We start from the raw sequence: 24,387 nt of genomic DNA on the forward strand, positions 1-24,387 counted from the left end.
ATGCGCTCGCATCGCCGGTGAGCCATACCGGTTTGCGCTTCGATGGGGCCGTCCGGTAGAGTCTTGCTCGGCGCGCAGCGCTTGCCAAATTGGGGTATGGGGTAATTGGCAGCCCAACTGATTCTGGTTCAGTTAGTCTAGGTTCGAGTCCTGGTACCCCAGCGCAACCGAAGAGGGNGGCGACTTCCATGAAGTCGCCNCCCTCTCGTATTCCCCTCCACCAGCCGATCGCGACGGTCGCCAATCGACGGAACGAACGGACCTCCGCTCGCGACGCGTCAGCGGCGATCCCCGTGCAGGGCGTTGACCGCCTCATCCCAGTCGATCACGGTCTCGTTCACTCGATCCTCGATCGCGAAGACCGCCGCCAGGTCAAGGCCGTGGCTTCGCAGCAGATCGGGGTGGTGTTCGTCGAAGAGCGTCAGCGCCGCCTTCGCGTTGATGATGTTCAGTTCCAGTCGGTGACGTTCGGCGTTCAAGCGCCGGTACTCGAGCGCGTCCATGCCTCATAGAATTACCGTCACTCATCCGACTCCACTCGCACACCGTGTGCGACAGTCTCGCTTCGGGCATCGACCTTCGCGGCGGCCCGGTCGACGACGGTGCGAGGGTCGAAGCCGAGACTGGCGATCGCGACGAGCGCGGTGATCGCGACGTCGGCGAGTTCGGCTGCGACATCCGCACGAGTGTGGGTGACCCCCTTGCGCGGATTCTGGCCAAGGGCGCCGATCCAGGCACTCGACGCCTCGCCGACCTCCTCTCCCAGCTTCAGGATGCGGCAGGTGAGCTCGGCGTCGCCTCGGCCGTTGTGCTCGTCGAGCCAGGCCCGCGCAGCGTCGACCGTCGTCCACAGTGATTCGCTCATCGCCCCGATCCTAGAGGTGGCGCCGATACGAGGCGGATCGGCGGCACCGCACCTTCATGCCGGCGAGGACCGCCGCGGATTCGGGACCGACATTGGTGCCGTCGACGCGAGTCCGCCCCTGGTGCGCACCTCGACGGATCACCGTTCGACGGGTCAGCCCTTCTGGCAGCCCGGGCACCAGAACAGGTTGCGGCCCTCCACGACATCGGTGCGAATCGACTCGCCACAGACCAGACAGTCCGCGCCGAAGCGCCGGTAGACGTAGACCTCACCGCCATGATCATCCACTCTGGGCGGTCGGTTCATCGCCTCCGGCGTGTGCTGCGGAGCGACCGTGTCGATTCGACCGGTCCGGACACCGTCGCGCATGAGCGTCACGAGGTCCCCCCACACTCGATCCCACTCGTCCCGGGTCACGTTCCGACCGAGACGATAGGGGTCGATGCCCTGCCGAAACAGAACCTCCGCGCGGTAGATGTTGCCGACGCCCGCCGCGATCCGCTGGTTCATCAGCAGGGACGCGATCGAGACGCGGGACGTCCGCACCCGCTTCCAGCCGTCGTCCGGGTCGGCGTCCTCCCGAAGGGGATCGGGGCCGAGCCGGTCATGGACGGCGCTCTTCTCCGTGGACGTCAACAGCTCGCACACGGTCGGTCCGCGCAGCTCAGCGTGTGCGCTCTCGGTCGAGATCCGCAACCGGATCGCTCCGACCGGCGCGGGCGGCGGGCCGTCCCCGAACGCGACCTTTCCGTAAAGGCCGAGATGGACGCGGATCCAACCGTTCTCGCCGAATCCGATGAACAGCTGTTTGCCGTGCGCGTCGGTCGAGGTGAGGACGCGATCGTCGACGCGTTTCGCGCCATCCGCGAACCGCCCCTGCGGACTGTCGACGCGGACGACGTCACCGCCGAACGCGTCGGCGTAACGACCGGCCAAACGATGAATGACATGGCCCTCGGGCATACCAACTCCAGTTTCGGGGAACGAAAAGCTTGCCTCAGCCGCCGCTCGACGTCGCGGCGACCGTCGAGGCGGTGACGGCCGCGGCGATGGCGGCCTGCGCGGCCTGGATCGCGGCGATCGTCGCCGACGACGCCCAGTCGCCCGCGCTGATTCCCTTGAGGGTCTTACGAACGGCGGACCGCTTCCGATCCGGGAAGACGACATGCTCGATGCCGATGGCGTAGACGAGCGATCCGAGCGAGGCCAACCGGGCGTCCGTCGCGCTGCCCGCGTCGACCATGCGGGTGAGAGCCGCGACGAGAGTCGCCTCCTCGGTGCGACCGTCGACCGGCAGGTACCGGTTGAACGGGAGCAGACCGAGCACCCGATCCTGACGGTGTCGGATGATGCCCTTGGCCTCCAGTGTTTCGAGGAGACGCGGGCGCAGCTTCGTCAGCTTCGTGACCCAGTGCTGCGCCTTACGGCGCTTGTCGGCGCCGATCCGGGCCAGGCACTCGTCGAGGATCGGATCACCCAACGGTGTCGCGTTGACGACGTTCACGCGCTTGTCGACGAGGTCCAGGCGCTCCGCCAGGACGAGTTCCATCAATACCGCGCCGGCGAGGCCGTAGTCGATGAAGGACGATTTGTTGCGGCCGGTCTCATCGTGATAGGCCAGCAACAACAGCTCTTCGGGAAGCGTGATCGTCATCGTCCAAGCCTATGATCCCCACGCCACCCGCACCAGCGGCCGTTCAGGCGGTCACATCCGGTCGAACCCGGAGACGATCTCAGTGACCGTCCGCCATCGCGCCGGCGTTGTCGCCGTAGGCGGCGAGGCTCAACGAGACCCGCTCCTCACATCCGAGCCGATCGCATTCGCAGACGTAGTCGAACGTCCGGCCCGCCGCGACCTCGGTGGGCAGGGTCGCGGTGAAAGCCTCCAGCTGACGGTTGACGACCGCGTTCTCGGCGCGACGGACACGGGACCGTTCGGCGCCGTCGACACAGCCGCGATCGAGGAGCGTTCCGAAATGCCGGATGACCTCGTCCACGGACGCCTCGACGGTGAGTCGGCCGTCGACGACGATCGTCGACAGTCCCGCGTCGTCGGCCGCATCGGCGATCTGAGATGTCAGCCGCTCGTCCCGCTCGTAGCGTCGCTCGCGAGCGCGCCGCAACTCCTCCGATTCCTCCACCGGGGCGGGCTCGGCACGTCTCCTCAGTGAGGACCGCGTGAACTCGGGTGTCGGCAGCAGCCACAGGCCGTGGCCCGGCGTCGGCATCAAAGGCGCGACCAGCTCCGGGAACAGCGACGGCCCTTCGACGACGATCGTCGGACCGTTCCCGGACGCCGCGAGATCCGCCAGCACCAAACCGAACTGTTCCACCGCGTAGCGGCGAAAATGCTCGACGCGTGTGTCCACATCGGGCTTGACATGCAGTTCCGTGTAGTCCATCTCCGCGACGCGTGACATCCACGGCTGATCGACGGGGTTGGCGCGCGCCAAGTGCGCGTAGGTGTAGGCGTCGACCGGGTAGAGGCGCAGATCGAGCCGATACGCCAGCGCTCTCGCGACAGTGGACTTCCCCGCCCCGCATCCGCCGCCGATCCACACCACACTCGACCAATCCATGGCCGCGAGGCTACCCGACTGCGCCAACGAGGATCACGCTCCGCAATGCCTCTGCCGAAGATACGTCATACCGCATCCGAATAGCGCTGAAACCGTTGCGCCACAACATAACTGGTATGTGTCCCGATGCGAGACAATATGGCCTTCGACCCGAAGCGCTTCCCCTGGAAGAAAGGACGACGCCCATGTCGCGACGCCGAACGGCATCGCTCATTCCGGCCGCAGTCGCGGCGACCGCGCTGACGCTGGCCATCCCCGGCACGGCGGCGGCCGCGATCCCGATGTGCCCACTGAACAACATGTGCCACTACGAATACTTCGAGACGTCCGAGCACGAGACCGTCATCGGTCACACCTTCGTCGACTGCGACGGCGCGAGTGACCACCACGGTTCGTTCTCCCCCCACGTCTCCATGTCCTCCCATCCTTGCCCGTGAAAGGAATCCCCGTGCCCACGATCATCCGACGAGCACTCACGCTCGCAGCCTCCACCGTCGCCGTGACGGCGATGGCCCTCGCTCCCTCGAGCCCCGCCATGGCGATCCCGGCGTGCCCCGTCGACAGCCAGTGCGACTACGTCTACTACGCGACCGCCGAACGCCTCCACGTCGTCGGCGGTTGGACGATGTTCTGCGACGGCGGCTCGGACATGTGGGGAACCCGCTCGCCCTACCTGTCGTTCCACTCCATCCCCTGTGGATAGGGCATAGTGGTCGCGGCACCGGCCGACACCGGTGCCGCGATCCTCGACGGGAGTCCTCCCTACCCGTCGATTCGCCGACTCAGCCCTCGATCGCGGCGCGACGCAGACAACGGCAACAGGTCAACCCGTGCAGCAGTCGAGGAAGATCGGCGACGTCCCCGTGATGGCGGACGAGATAGCGGCGCGCGGACTCACCACAGTGAACATCGAGCGTGATGCCGTGTCGGTTGATGCGCAACGGTGTCACCCGCTCGGCTTGGGGAAGACGTTCCCGCATCCGCTCGGTCAGCGCGTCCAGGACCTCGGGGTGATGGTCGTACAGGTCGAGCAGCAGCTCCACCTCGATCGGGTACCACGGGTCGGCAGTCGCGGTGGCGTACGCGTGATCGTCGACCGTGACGACCGATTCGCCGTTCTCCCACCGAGCCTCGGCGACTTCGAGACGCCAGAGGGTGAAACCCGCGCCGACGTCGAGAAGTTCGGGCAGCGGATTCGACCGGCTGAACGCGATGGCCGCGTCACGTCGCCGCTCGACGGGGACGACCTCCGCCCACCCGGACAGCCACGCGCTCCCCAGTGACGGTGCGCAGGGCAGCGGCGGCTCGTCGTCGAAACGGACGGCGACGGCGGCGTCGAGTCCCGTCGGTTCCGCGAGCGCCCGCCCGAGGGGGCCGAGGTCGGCGGTCAGCAGCAGCGGCGTCCCGTCGACATCGACCGCGGACGGCACCGCGACGGCGTCGCCCATGTTGACGGTATGAACGACGGCCGGACGATGGCCGGCCGCAAGGGTGCGGACGATCTCGGCGGGGTCGGGGCGCATTGGTCGACTCCTTAGGTTAGCCTCATCTTACTAAGGCAAGCCTAACCATACGAAGGAGTAGCCGGATGAACCGGTCCCGCCCCAAGACGAAGCGGTCCCGCGCCCTGGGAATCGCGTTGACCCCCAAGTGCGTGCGCTACTTCGAAAAGCGTCCGTTCCCGCCGGGTCAACACGGCCGCCGACGTCGCAGCGAATCCGACTACAGCCAACGGCTTCGGGAGAAGCAGCGGTTGCGCGCCCAGTACGACATCCGCGAGGCGCAGATGCGACGCGCCTTCGCCGAAGCGGCACGCAAAACGGGCAAGACCGGCGAGAACCTCGTATCGCTTCTGGAGAGGCGCCTCGACGCGTTCGTCATGCGCGCCGGCTTCGCGCGAACGATCTACCAGTCTCGGCAGCAGGTCGTGCACCGCCACTTCCTCGTCAACGGTCGCCGCGTCGACCGCCCGTCGTACCGGCTCCGCCCCGGTGACGTAGTGACGGTCGCTCCGCGTTCCCGAGACAAGGCGCCGTTCCAACTGGCCGCGGCCGGGGCGTGGGCGGGCACCGGACCGGCTCCGTCCTATCTAGAGGCCACACTGTCGGACCTGCGTGCCACCCTCGTGTCGGTTCCCGAGCGCGCGCAGGTCCCCGTCATCTGCGACGAACAGCTCGTCGTCGAGTACTACTCCCGCTGACGACCGTCGCGTCGCCACGTGACGTCGGCGGGGCGTGGTACATATGGGACCCCGACTCGTGAGGAGCGACCCATGACGATCGTCACCGCCGACCTGGCGATGTCCCTCGACGGGTACATCGCCGGGCGCCACGTCACCCGCGACGACCCGATCGGCGATCACGGCGAGCAGCTCCACGGATGGTTCGCCGGGCTCGCGTCATGGCGGGCCCGGCAGGGCCTCGAGGGTGGCGAGGACAACGTCGACTCCCAGATCATCGGCGAATGGTTCGACGCCACCGGCGCGGTCGTCATGGGGCGCACGATGTACGACCTGGGCGAGACGCCGTGGGGCGACGACCCACCGTTCAAGACACCGGTCTTCGTTCTGACCCACCGACCGCGCCCCGTCGTCCACAAGGACGGCGGCACGAGTTTCACCTTCGTCGGCGATGGCATCGTCGAGGCCGTCGCCTCGGCCCGCGCCGTCGCAGGCGACCGGAATGTGGACATCGCGGGTGGCGCCGACACCGTGCGCCAGGCGATCGAGGCGGAGGTGCTCGACCAACTCCAGATTCACGTCGTGCCGGTACTGCTCGGTGGCGGGGTGCGACTCTTCGACGACGGTGGTCGTTTCCGCGAGCTGACGCCGGTCCGCGTCGTCAACGGAATCGGGGCCGTCCATCTCACCTACCGGCTCCGCGATTGACGCTCCCCCACAGGGGACACGCAAGGGGCCCCCTCAAACCGGGTTTCCACGGAATGCTGTACGCTTACCCGGTCCGCGTCGAGCGGATGAACTATCCCCGATAGCTCAATTGGCAGAGCAGCCGGCTGTTAACCGGCAGGTTATTGGTTCGAGTCCAATTCGGGGAGCTTGCCATTTTGAGACAGTGGCCAGCCTCTGACCAGCGGAAACGCGACGTCAGAGGCTACTTTTTTTGCCCTGGATTCGGCCCTCCCGGCACTCACCCAAGACGCTGAAATCTGGTCCTGGTAGCAATCCTGGTAGCAGAATTGCCCGGAAACTACGAGACCACGTCCCGCATCAACTTCGCCCCTACCGACTGTGCCGCCTCCATCAACAGCCCATCTGGCACGTCCTGGTAGGTCCGAAACATCGTCTCCGACGCCCACCCGAAGTACGCCATGACGATCCGGGGTTCCACGCCCATCTTCAGCATGAGTGTCGCCGCCGTCTTCCGCGTCACCCGACACCCCACACCGCCCCGTCGCCCGACCCGAAGTGCTCCCGAACGGCGGGGCGGCGTTCGTCGTTCCCGCGGCTTTGCATCGGCCCCGGGTTTCGTGTCCATATACGACAAGGCCCCCGGCTCGGTAACCCCGAGGCGGGGGCGATTCGTCGCGCTTACGCCGCATGCGTGAGAACAGCTCTTCCAAGCCGTGACCGACACGCACAATGGGGCCATCACCGCCGCCGCGGGAACTGGTGTGCCGGTGGGGGAACCGTCCTATTTGGCGGCGGGCCGCATGGCCAGGACCGACATCGAGAACAGCAGAATCCCGCCGATCAGGAAGTAAGGCGTCGAACCTGTCATGTCGGCCACGGACATCTCGGGGTGGCGTGCGCCCCACTGCATGATCTCGGAGAAGATTGCGATCGACAGGATCAGCCCGAACAGCGGAGCCGTCGCACGACCGAAGCGGAGGAACCGTGGAATATCGCACAGGACCGCAGTTGCCACCACCAGCGAAATCAGGCCCAATATCGGGGTGATCAAGGAAAGGTCCGTGACTCGCAGCGCTGTGGCCTGGTCACCATAGGAGGCCAGCGGTTGGAACATGGTCACGATCATCATGAAGAACCCGATGCCGGCCAGGAGGGACGGCAGCGGTGAGGACAGTCTTCGGTGTGGTTGTTCTCCAAGGCTTGCCAGGGAGGGGGCGGTCGGCGCTGGGAAGTCGGCGCCTTCATCTTGGGTTGTCACCGATGCAGTATGCCCGACTCTGACGGACTGAGGTGCAACGAAACCGAGGCCATCGCACGGCAGGACGGTGGTCATACGCCATTCGTCCATCGCTCGTTGTCGACGGTGATCCACTGTCGCCTCGAACCGACGTGGCACGACGCCGGGAGCCGTCGTCGGGTGTTCCCGGCGGCCAGTCGCGTGCCTCGCTCAGTCGCCATCGAGTTGAAGGAACCGACGGAACTGGTCGTACTCGGCCGGGTCATTCAGGGCGGAGTTCCATTCTGCGATCTGGCGCTCCGAGATGTCGGCGTCGAGGGGGAGGAAGACGCGGACCGCGTCCGGCCACTGCTCGAAGAACCCGCGAGCGACAGAATCGGTCATGGCGCACGAGAGCGAGTCCCACACCGTCATGCGAAACTCGCGAAGCCCCGGCACAACCGCGGCGGGAGCATCCGGCAGCATGAGCAGTTTCATCCCGTGAGCCGCGCTCGCTCGAATCGATTTCAATGGGTCGTCGAAGCCTTCGCGGCCGGTGATGTCCAGATCCCACTCGCCGATGTGCCACTTGCAGTCGATCGCGTAGTCGGGATCCTCGGTGATCATCTGCGCGAGGTGCGATCGCGAGTTCGCGAAGGCGACGATCGACGTGGCGTCGGCGTCCGTTGCTATGCCGACGCCGACAATGTCCTCGGTCGGCAACTGTCCCGCCACTGCCGCGATCGCCTGCTCCAGTGCCGGGCCGAGGCCTGTAGACCACTCGCGTGCCCAGGTCTCCAGATCGAAAGCCATGACGTCATTCCAGCACACCTCCAGGCTTGAGTCGGGCCGGTACTAGGCGAAGTCCTCGGGCGGTTGGGGAGGTCGCATACCCCATCGCTGTGACGGTCGCGGACCACGGTCGTCCTAGAGCGTGGCTCTCGAAGCCTTGTCAATGGCGGGTTGATCTTGGCTGGTGACAACCATCTGATCCCGCGGTTGGGAGGCAAGACACCATCGCCGCGGTCTTGCCCCGCCCCATCAGACGTCCGATCCCATGACGCCCATGACCGACCACATTAGATTGTGGGCGCGCCCGATGGCCGGCGGCTCTGCGGAAGCATCGCGTGCGCGAGGAGGTCAAGTCCCCCTCGCGCACGCGGGGTGTTTCACGAAATGTGAGACGCCGAGTTCACGAAACGGAGCAAGAGCCCGGATCAAAAGAACTTCCCGGGGTCATTCTCACTGGGGTGCGAGGAAACGCCTCACCCGCGCCCCGGTCGAGGATCATTCCCCCCGAAGGCGACCACGCGATCCCACATCCAGTCGGCCAGGCTCGGGGCGACCTCCCGGTCCGCCCCCTCGGCACTCCGGCAGTACAGTCGTCCGCCGACGCCCTCGATGAGGTACGCGCCCGCGTCGTCCGTGAAGATCTGCGTGTAGTACTCGCTTTCGGCATTCCACTGCGGCCAGCCCCCCGGGTCCCGTTCTATCGCGTCATCCATCTCGCCGATCTCGCCCGAGGTCATGAGCCGGAACGGCTCACCGTTGCGCCACAACGCGCCGGTGCCCGGCCCCTGCCCGTCGTGCCAGGAGAGAGTCTTCGCGTCGCCGCCACTCGCCCACGCCGCATCCTCATCGAGGGGCGGGCGCAGCGAGCGAGCGAGATCGTCCGGCATCACGGCGTCCAACGCGTCGAGCGCCTCGCGGAGGCCCGTCCCGAACTGCTGATCGCGCAAGAGGCGCCACGCGATCTCCCCCATGCCGGCGTTGCGGAGGTCGTCCATCGTCCCGACGCCGCGCTCGATGGGGTCCAGGAACCCCCGAGCCACCATGACCCCGCTCTGCGCGACGGTGTCGGTCGGATCCTCCCGCAGCACGCGACGCAGCAACTCCTCCGCCTGCTCTGGACGGTAGTCGTACAGATACGCGAAGGCCAAGGCCGTGGCGATGCTCGGTTCGCTCGGATTAGCGTCAATCGCCTCCTGCGCCGCAGGGAGGTAACGCTCCGGCGGCGCGCCCGTAGCCAGCTGCCGCAGCGCGCGCTGCGCGAGCGCCCCCGCGTAACGATCCGGATCGGTCCGTGCGCACAGCTCGACGGCATCGTCGATCTGCCGCCAGCCGGCCTCGGGGCCGACGACGAAGACCATCGCACTGCCGAGATCCATCCGGTCGAGCCAACCGGCCTCGGGGTCCTCCTTCAGCACGAGTTCCGCGAGCCGCAGCGACTCGGCGTAGTGCCTGTCGCTGTACTCGAGGTCGCGCAACTCCCTGACCGCTCCGAGGAACTGGCGGTCGCGCCGTCCCATCAGCTCCTGCAGCAGGCGTCTGGCCTCCTCGATCTCGCCACACGCCTCGCGGTGCATGGCGAGCAGGATGATCATGCCGGTGAACTGCGGTGCACGGGCGAGCACGCTCTGCGTGAGCTGCGCGATCCGCGGATGCTGGGGCTGGGCCTCGTACAGCTCCCACGCGAGGTCGCGGTCTCGTTCGATCGCCTCGCGCTCGATGCCCACGGGCTCGCTCATGTGCTTTCTTCCTTCCGGACGGGGCGCCGCGCGGGCGCTGGACGCGGGTCTCGACCGCTCAACGCGACGACACGCTCGATCGGTCGTCCGGGTTTCATCGCATGCCGCGCTTGACGCGGTAGGCCCGCAGCTGAGCGAATGTGCCGTCGTCGACGCCGTACTCGAGCACGGGCGCGACCTGATCGAACCAGGGCGTCGTCGACGGGGTGATGCCGACTGCCGCCTCGAGCAGCCCCTCGGTCGTCACCGGCACGATCGCGCCCGCGTTCATCGACGCCGTCAGGGACTGCTGCAGCGCGATCTTCGCCACCTGTGCGATATCGGCGCCCGAGAAACCCTCCGTCGCCGCGGCGACCGCGTCGACGTCCACGCCGTCGACGGGCTTGCCCTCGAGTTCCCCCTGCAGGATCGCCGCGCGCGCGACCGTGTCCGGCGGCAGCACGAGGACCGTCTTGTCGATGCGGCCCGGACGGCGCAGCGCGGGGTCGATGTCCCACGGGCGGTTGGTCGCGGCGAGGAAGTACACGCCGTCGTTCTGGCTCGTGACCCCGTCGAGCTCCTCGAGCAGCTGCGTCACGATCATGCGCATCGACTGCGAGCCGCCACCGCCCGACGTACGACGTCCGCCAAGGGCGTCGAACTCGTCGAAGAAGATCACACAGGGCACGGCGGCACGAGCATCCCGGAACACGCTCTGGATGGCCTTCTCGCTGTCTCCGATCCACTTGCTCAGCAGGTCCGCGAGCGTGACGTGGATAAACGACGCGCCGAGGTCGCCCGCGATCGCCTTCGCGATGAAGGTCTTGCCGCATCCCGGAGGGCCGTACATCAGCAGCGACCCGCCGGGCTTCTGACCGAACGCGGCCGCGAGCTCCGGGTTGCGCAGCGGCGCGAGGAACGTCGAGTCGAGATGCTGCTTGACGTCGGCGAGACCCGCGACGTCGGCGAGGGTCACGGCGGGGCGTTCGGCGTCCCACAGGCCGGGCTGCTCGACCTCGTCGTCAACGGGGTCGCCCGAGGCCGGGGCGGGAATCGGGCTCGGATCGGGCGCGGGACGAGTGGAGGACTCCGGGTGTGCGGGGGTCGCCGCCGTCGCGGGGACCACGGGCGTCGAAGCGCCCTGGGCCGGGGTTGGACTCGACGTCCCGCCGCGCAGCCGACTCGCCATCAGACGCGCTCGCAGCACGCGCACCCGCGCCGGATCGCCGCCGTGCGCTTCGAAGGCGGTCACCTCGTGCGCCGCACGGTCCACATCGTACTGCAGCAGCAGAGTAATGAAGTCCTCTCGCAGCGCCAGATTCTGAGGATCGCGAGCCACTTCCGCCTCGATCACCTCGAGGAATTCGTCATCCTGTGCCATCATGCCCTCCAAGTCGAACGCAAACCTACTCGATTCTGTCGAACTTTCGCCGATGGGTCGTGGTCGCTCCACGGGGGTACCTGGCTCTCGTGACAGCGCGCGACGAGTTCTCACCGTGCCGCTTCGCCGAAGCACACGCCATGCATGAACACAGTGGACGTCGATCGGTCCAGCCCCTCGAACACCCCTCCAATCGGGCAGGATCCTCAAACCCCCCGTCGCGCGGCGCTCCGTGAAAACCGGGTCCCCTGAGCGCGATCGAGACGCGCCGTGGGGTGGCCGCAGGGGTCGACCCGCGCCGATTCGCGGGATTCGGACGGGGTGATCCGGGGCCGGAAATCAGACTCAGGTGCCGGAACGGACAAAGCGGGGCAAGATGGGGACGGGTATCGACGCTCAAGGAGGCGAACATGGGCAAGGTCATCTTTGCCGCAGGGGTAGCGGTCGGTTACGTCCTCGGGGCGAGGGCGGGCCGCGAACGGTACGAGCAGATCGCCAAGGCCGGGCGAACCGTCCGAGACAGCTCGATCGTCCGCAACATCACCGAGATCGCGCAGGAGCAGGCGAAACGACTCGCCGAGTCCTGCCGGGAGAAGCTCAAGCAGACACACATGGGGGAACGCTTCCTCGGTGACAGTCGGGCCGATCAGTTCCCGCCCGCGAACCCGCGGCCCGAACACTGGGAGACAGCGGGCATCGGCCCCAGCCGTAACGGGCATGGCCACAACGGAACCCAAGGGTTCTGAGAGCCTGTCCGTGAGCCCGGCGCGGGTTCGGGGACAGACTCTGACGACGTCACGGTGCGGCCGGTGTCGGAAGCGACCAGTCCGATGCTCGGCCGCGCCGTAGCGCTCCGGTTCAGATGAGCGCCTCGCGACTGTTCAAGCGAACCACCGCGAGCGTCCCGCCGATCGCGATCGACGCGATCCACGCGAGGAACGACACGATGTACGGCCAGCCCGGCGCCGCGTCGTGGGTCTGGACGAGCAGTGGTGTCGTCATGCCGGCGGCCCACCAGATCCCGCCGCGCAGCATCTTCATGAACTCGCCGTTCTGGTACGCGTCCGCCGAATGCCCGAGCGCGGTGTACCAGCTGCGGCCGCCCTCGAACGGTTGGCACCACGCGAGTGGCCGTTCCCCATCACCGACATCGATCGTCGCGAGGACCGACACCTGTTCGCCCACCGCGGGATCCCGATCGAAGCGGTACCACTGATCTGAGAAGTCGTTCCACTCCACCGGCATGTCGTTCGTCGACGGATGCCCCGTGTTGACGGTGATCGGCTGCCCGGTCACCGGCTCGGTCTCGTCCGTCACCGGGACCGCGCCGACGAGACGTCCGAAGTACGGCCAGTCGGGTTCCGCCCGGGCGGCCGCGTGGACCCCGACGAAGCCACCGCCGGCGCCGATCCACTCCTCGAAGGCCACGCGCTGCGCGCTGTCCAGGGTCGACCCGGTGTTGTTCACCCACAGCACGACGTCGTAGTCGGCAAGCCCGTCGGCGGTGAAGACGGCCGGGTCGGCGGTCGCCGTCACCGAGAAGCCGAACCGTCGCCCGTGCATCTCCAGCAGCTCGACGGACGCGGACGTGGAAGCGTGTTCCCACTGGCCGGGTTCCGTCCCCGTGTACACGAGGACGTCGACCGCAGGCGACGACGCGCCCGCCGGGGCCGCGGCCAGTGGGAACACCAGCATGACCATCGCGACCACGGCGAGAGCGCGCCGCAACCCGTTCACCATGAACACCAACCTATCGCGGCACCCTGGGGCGGCCGAAGCCGCTATTTGTAGAGCACCTTGCCCATGCGGCGTGACGCGATCGCGACTCCGACCGCGCCGACCACCAGCAAATAGGCGACGTTGATCAACATGGACCATTCGGGAACGCCGAGCGTGACTCCGCGAACCAGTTCGATGCCGTGGAACAGCGGCGAGATGTACACGAGCCACTGGAACACCGTCGGGTAGGTCTCGATCGGAGTGAACGTCCCCGAGAACAGGAACATCACGAAGATCAGCGACATCATCCAGTCGAAGTCGGTCCAGCTCTTGAACACCGTCGAGAGCGTCAACCCGATGCCGATGAACGCGCAGCTGATCAGGAGGGCGGCCGGCAGCGCCAGAATCGCCCACCACGAGGCGACCATGCCGAAGGCGGCCATGACGAGCAGGAACACCAGCACGTACAGGGCGGCGCGAATCAGCGCCCACATCGACTCACCGAAGGCGATGTCCATCGGCCGCATCGGGGTGTTCATGATGCCGTCGTAAAGCTTGGCCCACTTGAGCTTCCCGAAGACGTTGAAGGTCGTCTCGGAGATGGCCGCGAGCATCGCGGCGTTGGCGAGCATCGCGGGGGCCACGAAGGTCGCGTAGTCGACGGTGCTGCCGTCCGGCAACGGAATCGCGCCGACGAGCGCGCCGACGCCGACACCGAGACCCAGGAGGTAGAACAGCGGCTCCAGGACTCCCGTGGCGATGATGCCCCAGGACCGGCGGTGCACGAAGTAGTTGCGTTCGATCATCGGCCCGACGCGGGGAGCACGACGACGAAGCCATTGAATGGTCAAGACTGTCACTGTGGATTCCCTTCTAGACCGTCAGACGGCGGGTGAGACAGCGGTGCGCGAGCCACCAGCCGAGGACGGTGAGCGCGACCAGGTAGGCCGCGTGCCAGCCCCACCACCAGCTGGTGGGCGTGCCGGACACGATGAGGCGACACAGTTCCGCGCCGTGCCACAGCGGCGACAGCCACGCGATCGGTTGCAGGTACTGCGGAAGCTGCGACAAGGGAAAGAACACGCCGGAGAACAGGGTGATCGGCACGACGCCGAAGCGATGGGCGACCGACAGTGCCGACTCCGTCTCGATCGAGATGGAGAACGAGTACAGCAGACCGATGACGGAGGCCGAGGTCAGCGCGGCGGGTAGCAGGACCAGCGGTGCCCAGGCCGTACTGAAGATGCCGAACAACGCCATGACGATCGTGAACACGACGAGCGCGATGACGGCGCGGATCAGGCCGTAGAGGAGGTGGCCGTTGACCATCTGCGCCGGTGTCAACGGCGACGCCTGCATCGCCTTGTACTGGTTTCCCCAGCGCAAGGCCGCGAAGACCGGCCACGTCATCTCGCCGGCGATGAGTTGCAGGCCGGTCGACGCGAGCAGCCCGGGAGCGACGAACGCGGCGTAGTCGACCCCGCCGAGGGAACTCGTGTCGTCGACGTAGGCGCCGACGCTGTATCCGATGGACACGAGGAACAGCACCGGGAGGATGAAACTGGAGAAGACGCTGCCGTACCAGGTGCGGCGATAGTTGAAGAGCCAGTGCTCGAGGGCATGGACAGTGCCAGACATGTCGATTCCCTCCGGCTATTCGATGAGGCTGCGGCCGGTCAGCCGCAGGAAGACGTCTTCGAGGGTCGCCCGCCGTTCCAGCACACTGGACGGTTCGATGCGGCGGTCGTGGACCTCGGCGACGGCGACGTCGGCGGTGTCGGTGTACAGCAGGATGCGATCCGGGAGGGTCTCGACATCTGCGGAGATGCCGACCAGCTTGTCGGCGACGTCGTCGAGTTCGTCGGTGTGCTTGCCGTTGAAGCGCAGTTCGACGACCTCACGGGTGACGTGCCGGTCGATGAGTTCGCGGGGCGAACCCTCCGACGCGATGACGCCTCCGTCCATGATGACCAGTCGGTCGCACAGCTGCTCCGCCTCGTCCATGTAGTGGGTTGTCAGGATGATCGTGATGCCCTGCTGCTTCAGCCGGAACAGCCGCTCCCACACGAGGTGTCTGGCCTGCGGGTCGAGGCCGGTCGTCGGCTCGTCGAGCATGATGACGTCCGGCTCGTTCACGAGCGCGCGGGCGATCGTCAGGCGGCGCTTCATGCCGCCGGAGAGATCCTCTACCTTGACGTCGGCGCGGTCCGACAGGCGCACGAATTCGAGCAGCTCGGTGGCGCGGGCGCGGGCCGTCTTGTACGGGATGCCGAAGTAGCGGGCGTAGATGACGAGGTTCTCGTAGACGGTGATCTCGGTGTCGAGGGTGTCCTCCTGGGGGACGACCCCGAGCCGGGCGCGAATCGCGGCGCCCTGTGTCCGGGCGTCGTGACCGAGCACGGTGAGCTCGCCGTCGCTGGGTTCCGAAACGCATCCGATCATGCGCATCGTCGTGGATTTCCCGGCGCCGTTCGGGCCGAGGAACCCGAAGGCCTGACCGCGATTGATCGACAGGTCGACGCCTTTGACGGCGGTGAACTCGCCGTAACGTTTGACCAGGTTCCTGGCCGAAATGAGAAGTTGATCGTCTGACACAGATGGAACGTAGTTGCCCGGTCCGACAGTTCGCATCCCAATATGGGTCGCGTCACATGCCGCGCGCCTCCTGCTCGCGCAGACCTCGCACCTGCCCCTCAAGGGCGATGACCTCCTGGTACAGACGCATGTACTCCGCGAAGTCGGTTTGCGGGTTGATGCGCTGCACCTTGGACTTGAGTTCCAACATCCGGCTTTCCGTGGCGGGGCGGCGGACTCCGGCGAGGACGACGCTCACGTAGTGGCCGTCGGGCGGGGTGGCGCGTCGCAGCGGTTCCACGGCGAGCTCCGCGACGACCGCCGCTGCGACCAGGTCCGTGCAGGCGGCGGTGACGGCGGCGATCCAGTTGGGACCGTCGGGGGCCGTCGCCGCTCCGCCCGCCTCGCGGATGGCCAGACGGACCGAGACGTGGATGGGGTCGAGGAAGTAGGTCTCGTCGACCTCGTCGAAGTACGGCCCGGCGAGTTCGGGATATTGAAGGGCGAGTTTGAGCGCTTCGCGTTCGCGTTTGCGCTGCGGGCTGTCGACGGGAACGGCTCGACTCGGGGGCGGCTGGGGCGGTGCCTCGCCCTTGGCCGCCGTGTGCACCCACTGGCGAACCGTCTCGACGTCCTCCCCGAGTCGGCCCGCGAGCCAGTTCGCGTAGCGGGGCCTCGTCGCGCGGTCCTTGATCTTGGCGACCAGCGGTGCCGTCGCGCGCAACGCCGCCACCCGTCCCTCCACACTGTCCAGATCGTGGGTGGCGAGGGTCGACCGCAACGCGAACTCGACGAGCCGTTCGCGGCCCGCGATGAGCTCCCGAACGGCGCCGTCGCCGGAGGCCATCCGCAGTTCGCACGGGTCCATCCCGCCGGGGGACACGGCGATGTACGTCTGCGACGCGAACCGCTGTTCGTCGGAGAACGCCTTCAACGCGGCGCGCTGGCCGGCCTCGTCACCGTCGAATGTGAACACGATCTTTCCGGCGAACTCGTCCGTGTCCATGAGCAGCCGACGAAGCACGGTGATGTGGTCGGTGCCAAAGGACGTGCCGCACGTCGCGACGGCGGTCGGCACTCCGGCGAGGTGACAGGCCATCACATCGGTGTAGCCCTCGACGATGACGACTTCCCGCGTCTTGGCTATCTCGCGTTTGGCCGAGTCGATCCCGTAGAGGACGTGGGACTTCTTGTACAGCGGCGTCTCGGGCGTGTTCAGGTACTTCGGGCCGTTGTCGTCCTCCAACAGGCGCCGCGCCCCGAAGCCGATCACGTCGCCGCCGATGTCGCGGATCGGCCAGATGAGTCGACCCCGGAATCGGTCGATGACGCTCCCGGACCGCGCGGTCTTCACCAGGCCCGCCGTCGTCAGTTCGTCGACGGTGAAACCCTTCTGCCGCATGTGTTTGGAGAGGCTGTCCCAGTTGTCCGGCGCGAAACCACAGCCGTAGGTGACGGCCGCGTCCCGATCGAAGCCGCGCTGAGCGAGGAACTCGCGGGCGGGCTGCGCCTGCGGTGTCGACAACTGCTCACTGTAGAAGGCCGCGGCCTCGGCGTTCGCCGCGACGAGGCGCTGCCGCTGTCCCGTCGGCATCGACGGACGGGACGAGCGACCGTCGGTCGTCTCGTAGTGCAGCGTGATCCCGGCTCGGGCCGCGAGCCGTTCCACCGCCTCGGCGAAGCTCAAATGCTCGAGCTGCGTGAGGAAGGTGATGACGTCCCCGCCGGCACCACAGCCGAAGCAGTGCCAGAAACCCCGGGACGGCGTGACGTTGAAGCTGGGTGACCGTTCGTCGTGGAACGGGCACAACCCTTTCAGGTTCCCTCCGCCCGCGTTCGTCAACGTCACGTGCTCGGCGATGACATCGTCGATCGAGGTGCGTTCCCGCACCAGCGCGACGTCAGCCGTGCGAATGCGACCGACCACGTGTCACCTCCATGTGAGCTGCTGCTGGGGACCCCACCGACGAGGGCGGTGACGAGCGTCAACACTCATCGGGCGGTGCCTGAAGCGTACGAGACCCGCTTCATTCTCCCCGCGCCGGTCAGGCGTCCCCCGTGGCCACTTCGGGGTGTGCGAAGCGGCATATCACAAAAGCCTCCGGGGTCGGACAATTCGCCCCTGGCACTCACGTATCGAGATCCGATAGGCTCGCCAACCATGCCGGACCGAACGCCCGAGCACCACGAGCACCCCCCGCAGTGGCCGCCACTTCCGTTGCAGGATGAGCCCACTTCGCGGCCGAACGTCACAGGTGGTGACATCACCCATCCTCCCGTTCCGGCGGCTGAGACACCGCCGCCGGAATGGCCAGTCCCCTCCCGAGTGGATGGTGAGCCGTACCGGCCCGAGCCGACCTCTCCTTCGCACGGTTTCGGCGCCCCACCCGCGCCCACCGGATTCGACGGTTTCCGTCCGCCGGAGTCCCCGATGCCGAGCGGCCACGACGACCGGCTGCCGGTCGTCCCCGCGCAGGCGACGGCGGCAGACCGTCAACCGGATCCCGCCCCACCGGCTGAACCCGCGCCGAAGCGGGTCCTCGCGCAGCCGCCGCCGACCCACGGTCGCGGCGTCCGCATGACGATCTACGGAATAGGCGGCGCGATCGCCATCGGCCTGATCGTCGTCATCATCGCGATGGCCGGCGGCACGATCATCCCTCCGGGTGAATCGGAGGAGGACCCCGAGGCACCCAGACCGAGCCTGATCGACTCCGACGGCGCCATCGACCCCGACGTCTACGCGCAACTGGCCGCCGACGTCGGCTCCGACGCCTGGATCAACTGGCGTTACGGCGCCCCGAGCGGGTCGGACGGAGGTGACGCCATCGACCAGCCGAAGGCCACCGAAATCGACTTCGACGACAAACTCGACCATCTCGCGCAGTACGGCGACGACTCGGCCCTGACGACCCCGAAGAACGTGCAGGGTCAGTTCGCGTTCGTCGAGAGCTCCGGTCCGGGCGTCGGACACGTCACGACCGTCGAGACGACCGACTCCTCGATCGGCTTCACTCCCCGGCCGGGTGGACGGTTCTCCGCCGACGCCGCCGAACCCGAGCTCACCGACGGGTCGACCGCGAAATGCCTGAAGGGAGCGGACCTCGGACGCGTCGTCGCGCTCGACCGCGCCGACGACTCGGCGCGCGCCGCGCACGCCGTCGTCGCGTTCTCGACCGGGGCCATCGCGACGACGGGAATCTCCGGAGCCCAGGGCGGCACGTGCGTGCAGTTGCCCAAGGGACAGGTCCCGACGGCCGTGACCATCACCCCCGCGAACGAGTTCGCCTTCGTCACGGTGTGGGACACGGCCGAACTGCGTGGACGACTCGCGGTGATCGCGCTCGGAGACAAGGCCGGGACGTACGCGTCCTCGTGGCCGTCTCCGCAGCCGGGCCTGCCGAACCCCGGGCATTTCGGTTTCGCGAAACTCCTGGGTTTCGTCGACCTGCCCGATCTCGCCGCGCCGACCGCCGTCGCGACGAGCACGAACTACAGCAACGGCTTCGTCGACCGTAGGACCGCCGATCTGTCCACCGAGCAGGGACGCGCGCCTTTCGCGGACGACCTCGCGACCTCCGGTTTCGTCGTCGTCGCCTCGCAGGCGGAGAAGAAGCTCCAGTGGATCGACCTGTCGAAGATGCTGGACGTCATCGGTAAGACGTACTTCTCCGGAGAACCTGCCGCGTACGCGTCACCGGGGAAGAAGGACGAGGCATGGCCGCCGACGTTCGGTGTCAACGCCGACTTCGCCCCGGTCGTCACCGGTGTCGCCGACGTGGACGCTGAACCGACCGCCGTCGCGGCGATCGGGGAGACGGCGCACGTCGCGACCACCTCGGGCGCGCTCCTGCGATTCGACGTCGCCGACCCGGCCGCCCCGAAGCAGGACGGTACGACCGACCTGCCGGGTGCGGCGACCTGCTTGTCCGCCACGACCGACAACAGCGGACTGATCGCCACGTCCAGGGAGGATCGCTCCGTCACCTGGGTCAAGCCCGATGACGGCAAGGTCACTCAGACCTTGCGCGATTCCCGCCTCGTCGACCCGGTGTGCGCACAGGACAGTCCCGACACGGTCGACTCCGACGGTGGCGGCACCAGCGTGCGGACCGTGACCGTCGCCGACTACACCGGCGAGACGCTGCACACCTATCGATACGGTCCCGGCAAACTCGCCGACGGAACCAAGGTCGATCTCGCCGCCGGTGCCTTCGAGTACGGCGGCGGGCTGAAGGCGCCCGGCAAACCGTTCGCGGTGTCGACGGCTCTCGACCAGTCCTGAGTCATCCATTCGCGGGGCGTCGACATGGTCGGCGCCCCGCTTCGCGTCCCGGTTCGACGGTGGAACGTCGGGTTCAATCCTCGGTGAACGCGTAACGCAGGAACGGCGCCGCGAGCGGTGTCATCCTCGGCAGGCTCGGCACGGTCTCCGGACTCTCGAGCCAGTGACGCTGCTCGTAGCCCCCGTCGAGATCGGCGACGTGGCCTGCGTCGCGACGGTCCGCCCGACCGACCACGACCGTCTGGAAAAAATCCGGGTACGGGAGCCGATAGTCCTCCCACATCGGCGCCTGGTGTTCATAGTGGAGCCACCCGACGACGCGCACACTGTCCGGCAGAAGGAACCACCCGGTCTCCTCGTGCACCTCGCGGACAGCCGTCTCCACGATCGACTCTCCAGGTTCGGCCCGCCCTCCCGGCCAGGGGTGGGTGCCGCCCTCGTTCTCGCAGCAGACGAGCTCACCGCCGACGCGAACGAGGCAGCGGACCGAACCGCTCAGGTGGTCGGGAAGCGAGGCCGGTCCGTCGAACGCGCTGCACCGCAACGGCATCGCCCCGTTGGCCCAGACCGTCGTCATCGTCGCGATCGGTGTGTGCGCGGCGAGCAATATGGACGCGGCTTCATCGCGAATCCCGAATCCGGGACGTTTCGTCGTCATGTCGGCCAGGCTATGGCCGCGCTCAAGTCGGCGGGCGGTTTCGTTGACGCATTCGGACGTTCGGCGTCCGGGATCGTCGGCCGTCGCCGAGAACGGGAGAAGCCGAAGGTCACCGTTCCCGTGCGGCCAGGACGCAGAACTCGTTGCCCTCGGGGTCGGCCAGGACGACCCACGGAACGCGCTTCTGTCCAACATCGACATGCCGGGCGCCCATGTCGACGAGGCGCTCGACCTCGGCGTCCTGATCATCGGGTTCCAGGTCCAGGTGCAGGCGGTTCTTCACGATCTTGTCCGCCGCGACGGGAACGAACACCAGGCCGGGATGACCGTCGCCGCGAATCGCCGTCTCCCCGATCGTCTCGTAAACGACGCGAAATCCGAGCACCTCCGCCCACCAGTGCGCGAGGCGTCTCGGGTCTCGCGCGTCGACCACCGTCGAATACCACCGACTGGCCACCCTGGACTCCTCACGATCGAAAGGGGGTAGCGACCGAGGAGTCCACCGCACGGTGGGGACACCGCGACGTATTGAACTATCTCCCAGTTGCGATTGGTTGCATCATGACTACTACCCGATATTCGCTCACGGGTCAACCAGGACGGCGCGAAAGGGACGGATCATTGCGGCCCGATCGTCACGAATGATTGGGCCGCAACGCGTCAACGGGTGTCCGAATCGGAACGTTCGACGACGGCCTGACCAGCGGACAAGCGCGCGACCGGTACTCGGAACGGGGAACAGGACACGTAGTCGAGACCGGTCTCGTGGAAGAACCGGATCGAATGCGGGTCACCGCCGTGCTCACCGCAGACACCGAGGTGGAGTTCGGGGCGACGTTCGCGGCCTTCGTCGGACGCGATCGCCACGAGCCGACCGACGCCGCTGGTGTCCAACTCCGCGAACGGTGACACCGGGAAGACTCCGAGTTCGAGGTACTCGCTGAAGAACGATCCCTCCACGTCGTCTCGCGAAAAGGCCCAGCTCATCTGAGTGAGATCGTTGGTGCCGAAGGAGAAGAAGTCGGCGTGTTCGGCTATCTCGGCGGCCGTCATCGCCGCGCGCGGGACCTCGATCATCGTGCCGACCGGAGCGTCGATCCCCTCCTCGTCGAGTATCGACTTCGTCCACTCGCGAACGATCGCCAACTCCCTCGCCGCCGCGACGAGCGGCACCATGATCTCCGGGCGCGGGTCACCGCCGTCCGCCCGCAGCCGGGCCGCGGCCTGCGCGATCGCCCGTACCTGCATCCGATACAGGCCGGGAATCATCAGCCCCAACCGAACCCCGCGAAGACCGAGCATCGGGTTCTGCTCGTGCATCCGACGGACGGCGGCCAGCAACTCCTCCGTCTGTTCGCTCGGTTCCGTCACCGCCTTCACCGATATATCCACAAGCGACGGAAGGAACTCGTGCAGTGGCGGATCCAGCAGACGGATCGTCACGGGGTAACCGTCCATCGCAGACAGGATCTCGACGAAGTCGTCGCGCTGCAACACGAGCAGTTCGCCCAACACCGCGTCCCGGTCCTCATCGGACGTCGCGAGCACCAGGCGTTCCACCAGCTGACGTCGATCGCCGAGGAACATGTGCTCCGTGCGGCACAAGCCGATCCCGGTCGCGCCGAAACGTCGGGCACGGGCGGCGTCCTCACCCGTGTCCGCGTTGGCGCGCACCGCGAGTCGCCTCGCGCCATCGGCGCGACGCATGATCACGTCGACCGCGTGGACGAGCGCGTCGTCCTCGCCGACCTCACCCGTCTCGAAGTAGGAGACCACCGGCGACGGCTTCACCGGCACCTCCCCGACGTACACCGCGCCGGTGTCCCCGTCGACGGAGATGACGTCGCCCTCGTTGATCACCGTCCCGTCCGAGGTCCGCATCGAGTCGGCGCCGACCGTCAGTTCGTCGGCACCGCACACGCAGGTCGTTCCCATTCCGCGCGCGACGACCGCCGCGTGCGAGGTCTTGCCTCCCCGGGAGGTCAGAATCCCCTGCGCCGCGATCATGCCCGGCAGATCGTCCGGATTGGTCTCGCGCCGTACCAGCACCACGGCGTCCCCCGCGGCCGCGCGCTCGACCGCGCGCCGCGAGTCGAAGACGGCGACACCGACGGCCGCGCCCGGCGCCGCAGGCACGCCCGTCGCGACCGGCGTCGCGTCCTCGGGTGCGTCGAAGGTCGGGAACATCAACCGGGACAGCTGTTCCCCGGACACGCGGGTCAACGCCTCGTCCGCGGAGATGACGCCCTCCTCGCACAACGCCGCCGCGATCGTGAACGCGGCCGCCGCAGTGCGCTTCCCGACCCGGGTCTGCAGCATCCAGAGCTTGCCACGCTCGATCGTGAACTCAATGTCGCACAGGTCCCGGTAGTGACTTTCCAGGGTGTCCATCGCCCGCAGCAAGGCGTTGTACGCGTTGGGGTCGGTCTCGCCGAGCCGATGCAGCGGAATGGTGTTGCGGATGCCCGCGACGACGTCCTCTCCCTGCGCGTTGGCGAGGTAGTCGCCGTACGCACCACGACGGCCGGTCGCGGGGTCGCGGGTGAACGCGACGCCGGTGCCCGAGTCCGACCCGAGATTGCCGAACACCATGCCGACGATGTTGACGGCGGTGCCTAGCTCGTCCGGAATGCGCTCCGTGCGTCGGTACAGGACGGCCCGCTCCGAGTTCCAGGAGCGGAAGACGGCCTCGATCGTCTGCCACAGCTGCTCGTGCGGGTCCTGTGGGAAGTCGTGGCCCGTGTGCGTGGTGATGAGCTCCTTGAATCTCTTGACGAGATCGCGGAGCGCGTCGGTGTCCAGGTCGACGTCGGCACTGACACCCGCGCGTTCCTTCGCGTCGTCGATCGCCTCTTCGAAGACGTCACCGGGAAGCCCGAGCACCGTCTTCGCGAACATCTGGACGAGTCGGCGGTAAGAGTCCCACGCGAAACGGGAATCACCGGACTGCTGAGCGAGACCCTCGACGGTCGCGTCGCACAGGCCGACGTTGAGGACGGTGTCCATCATGCCGGGCATCGAGAACTTGGCGCCGGATCGGACCGACACGAGCAGCGGGTCTTCGGCGGCGCCGAGGCGGCGTCCCATGGCGGTCTCGAGGGCGGACAGGCGCTCGCGTACTTGCTCGGAGAGCTCGGCCGGGGGTTCTCCGGTCGAGAGGTAGTGACGGCATGCCTCGGTCGTGATCGTGAAGCCGGGCGGCACGGGCAGCCCAAGCTTCGTCATTTCCGCGAGGTTGGCGCCTTTGCCACCCAGCAGGTCCTTCTGGTCTTTGTCTCCGAAGGAGAAGTCATACGCGTAGGTAGTCACCCCAGGGCCTCCAGACTGTGTTACGCGGCCGATTCGCGTGGTGCCGGTGAGGTTAACGACCATTCAGTCGAATGTGAAGCCTTCTGTCAGATACCCCACCACGTTTCGCGCGGGCGCGCGCGCGATTCCGGATTCACGCGCACGAGCACGCACCCAGAGCGCGTCAGGCGCCCACGACGCCCGCCGCTCGGCGCCGTACGCGGCGTCCATCCGCACCTATCGGCCCACATTCAATCGACGTTTATCAATGCACCTCCACGAGCCGAAGCCGTAGTCGACCGACCACAAAACTGCCATAAAACGGGGTATTCATGGCGTCATTCGCCAACTGAGGGTGACGCACGGGGTGGCGCCGGTCACTAAGTGACTTATAGACTTCGATGTCTCAATATCAGGCCACGTGTCCCCAACGCGTGGATTCCGAA

25 protein-coding genes and 2 tRNA genes are annotated in these 24,387 nt (G+C 67.2%); 8 read left to right on the forward strand and 19 right to left on the reverse strand.

The annotated features are described in order from the left end of the window. Positions 1-90: 90 nt before the first annotated feature. Positions 91-162 (forward strand) — tRNA-Gln (locus tag ACM9NP_RS08775). A gap of 116 nt (positions 163-278) precedes the next feature. Here ACM9NP_RS08775 and ACM9NP_RS08780 read toward each other — a convergent pair. From ACM9NP_RS08780 to ACM9NP_RS08800, 5 genes are all read right to left on the reverse strand, one after another. Next, positions 279-503 (reverse strand): hypothetical protein, encoded by a 225-nt coding sequence (locus ACM9NP_RS08780; protein ID WP_415646116.1) that lies wholly within the window; start codon positions 501-503, stop codon positions 279-281. A 17-nt stretch (positions 504-520) separates the two neighbouring features. After that, on the reverse strand, positions 521-865 hold the full coding sequence (locus ACM9NP_RS08785; protein WP_415646117.1) for a MazG-like family protein: 345 nt from the start codon (positions 863-865) through the stop codon (positions 521-523). 153 nt (positions 866-1,018) lie between these two features. Continuing rightward, positions 1,019-1,828: an Fpg/Nei family DNA glycosylase gene (locus tag ACM9NP_RS08790; RefSeq protein ID WP_415646118.1), complete on the reverse strand. Its 810-nt coding sequence runs from the start codon at positions 1,826-1,828 to the stop codon at positions 1,019-1,021. A gap of 34 nt (positions 1,829-1,862) precedes the next feature. Beyond that, complete coding sequence (locus tag ACM9NP_RS08795; protein WP_415646119.1) at positions 1,863-2,519, reverse strand: GOLPH3/VPS74 family protein; 657 nt, start codon at positions 2,517-2,519, stop codon at positions 1,863-1,865. Positions 2,520-2,598: 79 nt separating this feature from the next. After that, positions 2,599-3,444, reverse strand: coding sequence for a hypothetical protein (locus ACM9NP_RS08800; protein WP_415646120.1), 846 nt, complete (start codon positions 3,442-3,444; stop codon positions 2,599-2,601). Between the two features lie 185 nt (positions 3,445-3,629). On the opposite strand from ACM9NP_RS08800, the gene ACM9NP_RS08805 reads away from it, so the two are divergent. Then, positions 3,630-3,881 carry a hypothetical protein gene (locus ACM9NP_RS08805; protein WP_415646121.1) on the forward strand — a complete coding sequence of 84 codons (252 nt, stop codon included), beginning with the start codon at positions 3,630-3,632 and terminating at the stop codon, positions 3,879-3,881. Between the two features lie 11 nt (positions 3,882-3,892). Then, positions 3,893-4,147 carry a DUF6289 family protein gene (locus ACM9NP_RS08810; protein WP_415646122.1) on the forward strand — a complete coding sequence of 85 codons (255 nt, stop codon included), beginning with the start codon at positions 3,893-3,895 and terminating at the stop codon, positions 4,145-4,147. Positions 4,148-4,226: 79 nt separating this feature from the next. Here the strand turns inward: ACM9NP_RS08810 and ACM9NP_RS08815 are convergent, their stop codons facing one another. Next, a complete protein-coding gene (locus ACM9NP_RS08815) occupies positions 4,227-4,967 on the reverse strand; it encodes a DUF2470 domain-containing protein (RefSeq protein WP_415646123.1) in 741 nt (246 codons plus the stop codon). 65 nt (positions 4,968-5,032) lie between these two features. Here ACM9NP_RS08815 and rpsD point away from each other — a divergent pair, with 65 nt between their 5' ends. The 3 genes from rpsD to ACM9NP_RS08830 all read left to right on the forward strand — a co-directional run bounded on the left by rpsD (position 5,033) and on the right by ACM9NP_RS08830 (position 6,498). Further along, entirely contained in the window at positions 5,033-5,644 is a 612-nt protein-coding gene (rpsD, locus tag ACM9NP_RS08820) for a 30S ribosomal protein S4 (RefSeq protein ID WP_415646124.1), read from the forward strand. Positions 5,645-5,716: 72 nt separating this feature from the next. Next, complete coding sequence (locus ACM9NP_RS08825; RefSeq protein WP_415646125.1) at positions 5,717-6,331, forward strand: dihydrofolate reductase family protein; 615 nt, start codon at positions 5,717-5,719, stop codon at positions 6,329-6,331. A gap of 94 nt (positions 6,332-6,425) precedes the next feature. Then, positions 6,426-6,498, forward strand: a tRNA-Asn gene (locus ACM9NP_RS08830). A gap of 152 nt (positions 6,499-6,650) precedes the next feature. Here ACM9NP_RS08830 and ACM9NP_RS08835 read toward each other — a convergent pair. From ACM9NP_RS08835 to ACM9NP_RS08855, 5 genes are all read right to left on the reverse strand, one after another. Then, positions 6,651-6,833: a hypothetical protein gene (locus tag ACM9NP_RS08835; protein ID WP_415646126.1), complete on the reverse strand. Its 183-nt coding sequence runs from the start codon at positions 6,831-6,833 to the stop codon at positions 6,651-6,653. 261 nt (positions 6,834-7,094) lie between these two features. Further along, positions 7,095-7,571, reverse strand: a complete 477-nt coding sequence (locus ACM9NP_RS08840) for a hypothetical protein (protein ID WP_415646127.1) — start codon at positions 7,569-7,571, stop codon at positions 7,095-7,097. Between the two features lie 189 nt (positions 7,572-7,760). Next, positions 7,761-8,342 (reverse strand): DUF4303 domain-containing protein, encoded by a 582-nt coding sequence (locus tag ACM9NP_RS08845; RefSeq protein ID WP_415646128.1) that lies wholly within the window; start codon positions 8,340-8,342, stop codon positions 7,761-7,763. Between the two features lie 452 nt (positions 8,343-8,794). Further along, positions 8,795-10,057, reverse strand: a complete 1,263-nt coding sequence (locus tag ACM9NP_RS08850) for a tetratricopeptide repeat protein (RefSeq protein WP_415646129.1) — start codon at positions 10,055-10,057, stop codon at positions 8,795-8,797. A gap of 94 nt (positions 10,058-10,151) precedes the next feature. Further along, positions 10,152-11,417, reverse strand: coding sequence for an AAA family ATPase (locus ACM9NP_RS08855; protein ID WP_415646130.1), 1,266 nt, complete (start codon positions 11,415-11,417; stop codon positions 10,152-10,154). 410 nt (positions 11,418-11,827) lie between these two features. Between ACM9NP_RS08855 and ACM9NP_RS08860 the strand changes: the two genes are divergently transcribed. Beyond that, positions 11,828-12,163 carry a YtxH domain-containing protein gene (locus ACM9NP_RS08860; protein WP_415646131.1) on the forward strand — a complete coding sequence of 112 codons (336 nt, stop codon included), beginning with the start codon at positions 11,828-11,830 and terminating at the stop codon, positions 12,161-12,163. A 112-nt stretch (positions 12,164-12,275) separates the two neighbouring features. Here ACM9NP_RS08860 and ACM9NP_RS08865 read toward each other — a convergent pair whose 3' ends face one another. From ACM9NP_RS08865 to dnaG, 5 genes are read right to left on the reverse strand one after another with little or no spacing between them, the layout of a single operon-like run. Further along, positions 12,276-13,157 (reverse strand): ThuA domain-containing protein, encoded by an 882-nt coding sequence (locus tag ACM9NP_RS08865; protein ID WP_415646132.1) that lies wholly within the window; start codon positions 13,155-13,157, stop codon positions 12,276-12,278. 41 nt (positions 13,158-13,198) lie between these two features. After that, on the reverse strand, positions 13,199-13,996 hold the full coding sequence (locus ACM9NP_RS08870; RefSeq protein WP_415646133.1) for an ABC transporter permease: 798 nt from the start codon (positions 13,994-13,996) through the stop codon (positions 13,199-13,201). Positions 13,997-14,009: 13 nt separating this feature from the next. Beyond that, entirely contained in the window at positions 14,010-14,774 is a 765-nt protein-coding gene (locus ACM9NP_RS08875; RefSeq protein ID WP_415646134.1) for an ABC transporter permease, read from the reverse strand. A gap of 15 nt (positions 14,775-14,789) precedes the next feature. Then, on the reverse strand, positions 14,790-15,731 hold the full coding sequence (locus ACM9NP_RS08880; protein WP_415646135.1) for an ABC transporter ATP-binding protein: 942 nt from the start codon (positions 15,729-15,731) through the stop codon (positions 14,790-14,792). 52 nt (positions 15,732-15,783) lie between these two features. Continuing rightward, positions 15,784-17,637 (reverse strand): DNA primase, encoded by a 1,854-nt coding sequence (gene dnaG / locus ACM9NP_RS08885; RefSeq protein ID WP_415646136.1) that lies wholly within the window; start codon positions 17,635-17,637, stop codon positions 15,784-15,786. A 504-nt stretch (positions 17,638-18,141) separates the two neighbouring features. On the opposite strand from dnaG, the gene ACM9NP_RS08890 reads away from it, so the two are divergent. Beyond that, positions 18,142-19,995 carry a hypothetical protein gene (locus tag ACM9NP_RS08890; protein WP_415646137.1) on the forward strand — a complete coding sequence of 618 codons (1,854 nt, stop codon included), beginning with the start codon at positions 18,142-18,144 and terminating at the stop codon, positions 19,993-19,995. Between the two features lie 73 nt (positions 19,996-20,068). Here ACM9NP_RS08890 and ACM9NP_RS08895 read toward each other — a convergent pair whose 3' ends face one another. The 3 genes from ACM9NP_RS08895 to ppdK all read right to left on the reverse strand — a co-directional run bounded on the left by ACM9NP_RS08895 (position 20,069) and on the right by ppdK (position 23,962). Further along, complete coding sequence (locus tag ACM9NP_RS08895; RefSeq protein ID WP_415646138.1) at positions 20,069-20,653, reverse strand: NUDIX domain-containing protein; 585 nt, start codon at positions 20,651-20,653, stop codon at positions 20,069-20,071. Positions 20,654-20,762: 109 nt separating this feature from the next. Further along, positions 20,763-21,110 (reverse strand): VOC family protein, encoded by a 348-nt coding sequence (locus ACM9NP_RS08900; protein ID WP_415646139.1) that lies wholly within the window; start codon positions 21,108-21,110, stop codon positions 20,763-20,765. A 203-nt stretch (positions 21,111-21,313) separates the two neighbouring features. Beyond that, entirely contained in the window at positions 21,314-23,962 is a 2,649-nt protein-coding gene (gene ppdK / locus ACM9NP_RS08905; protein WP_415646140.1) for a pyruvate, phosphate dikinase, read from the reverse strand. Positions 23,963-24,387 lie beyond the last annotated feature (425 nt).

The sequence above is a fragment of the Stackebrandtia soli genome, assembly GCF_965137155.1.
GTDB lineage: Bacteria > Actinomycetota > Actinomycetes > Mycobacteriales > Micromonosporaceae > Stackebrandtia > Stackebrandtia soli.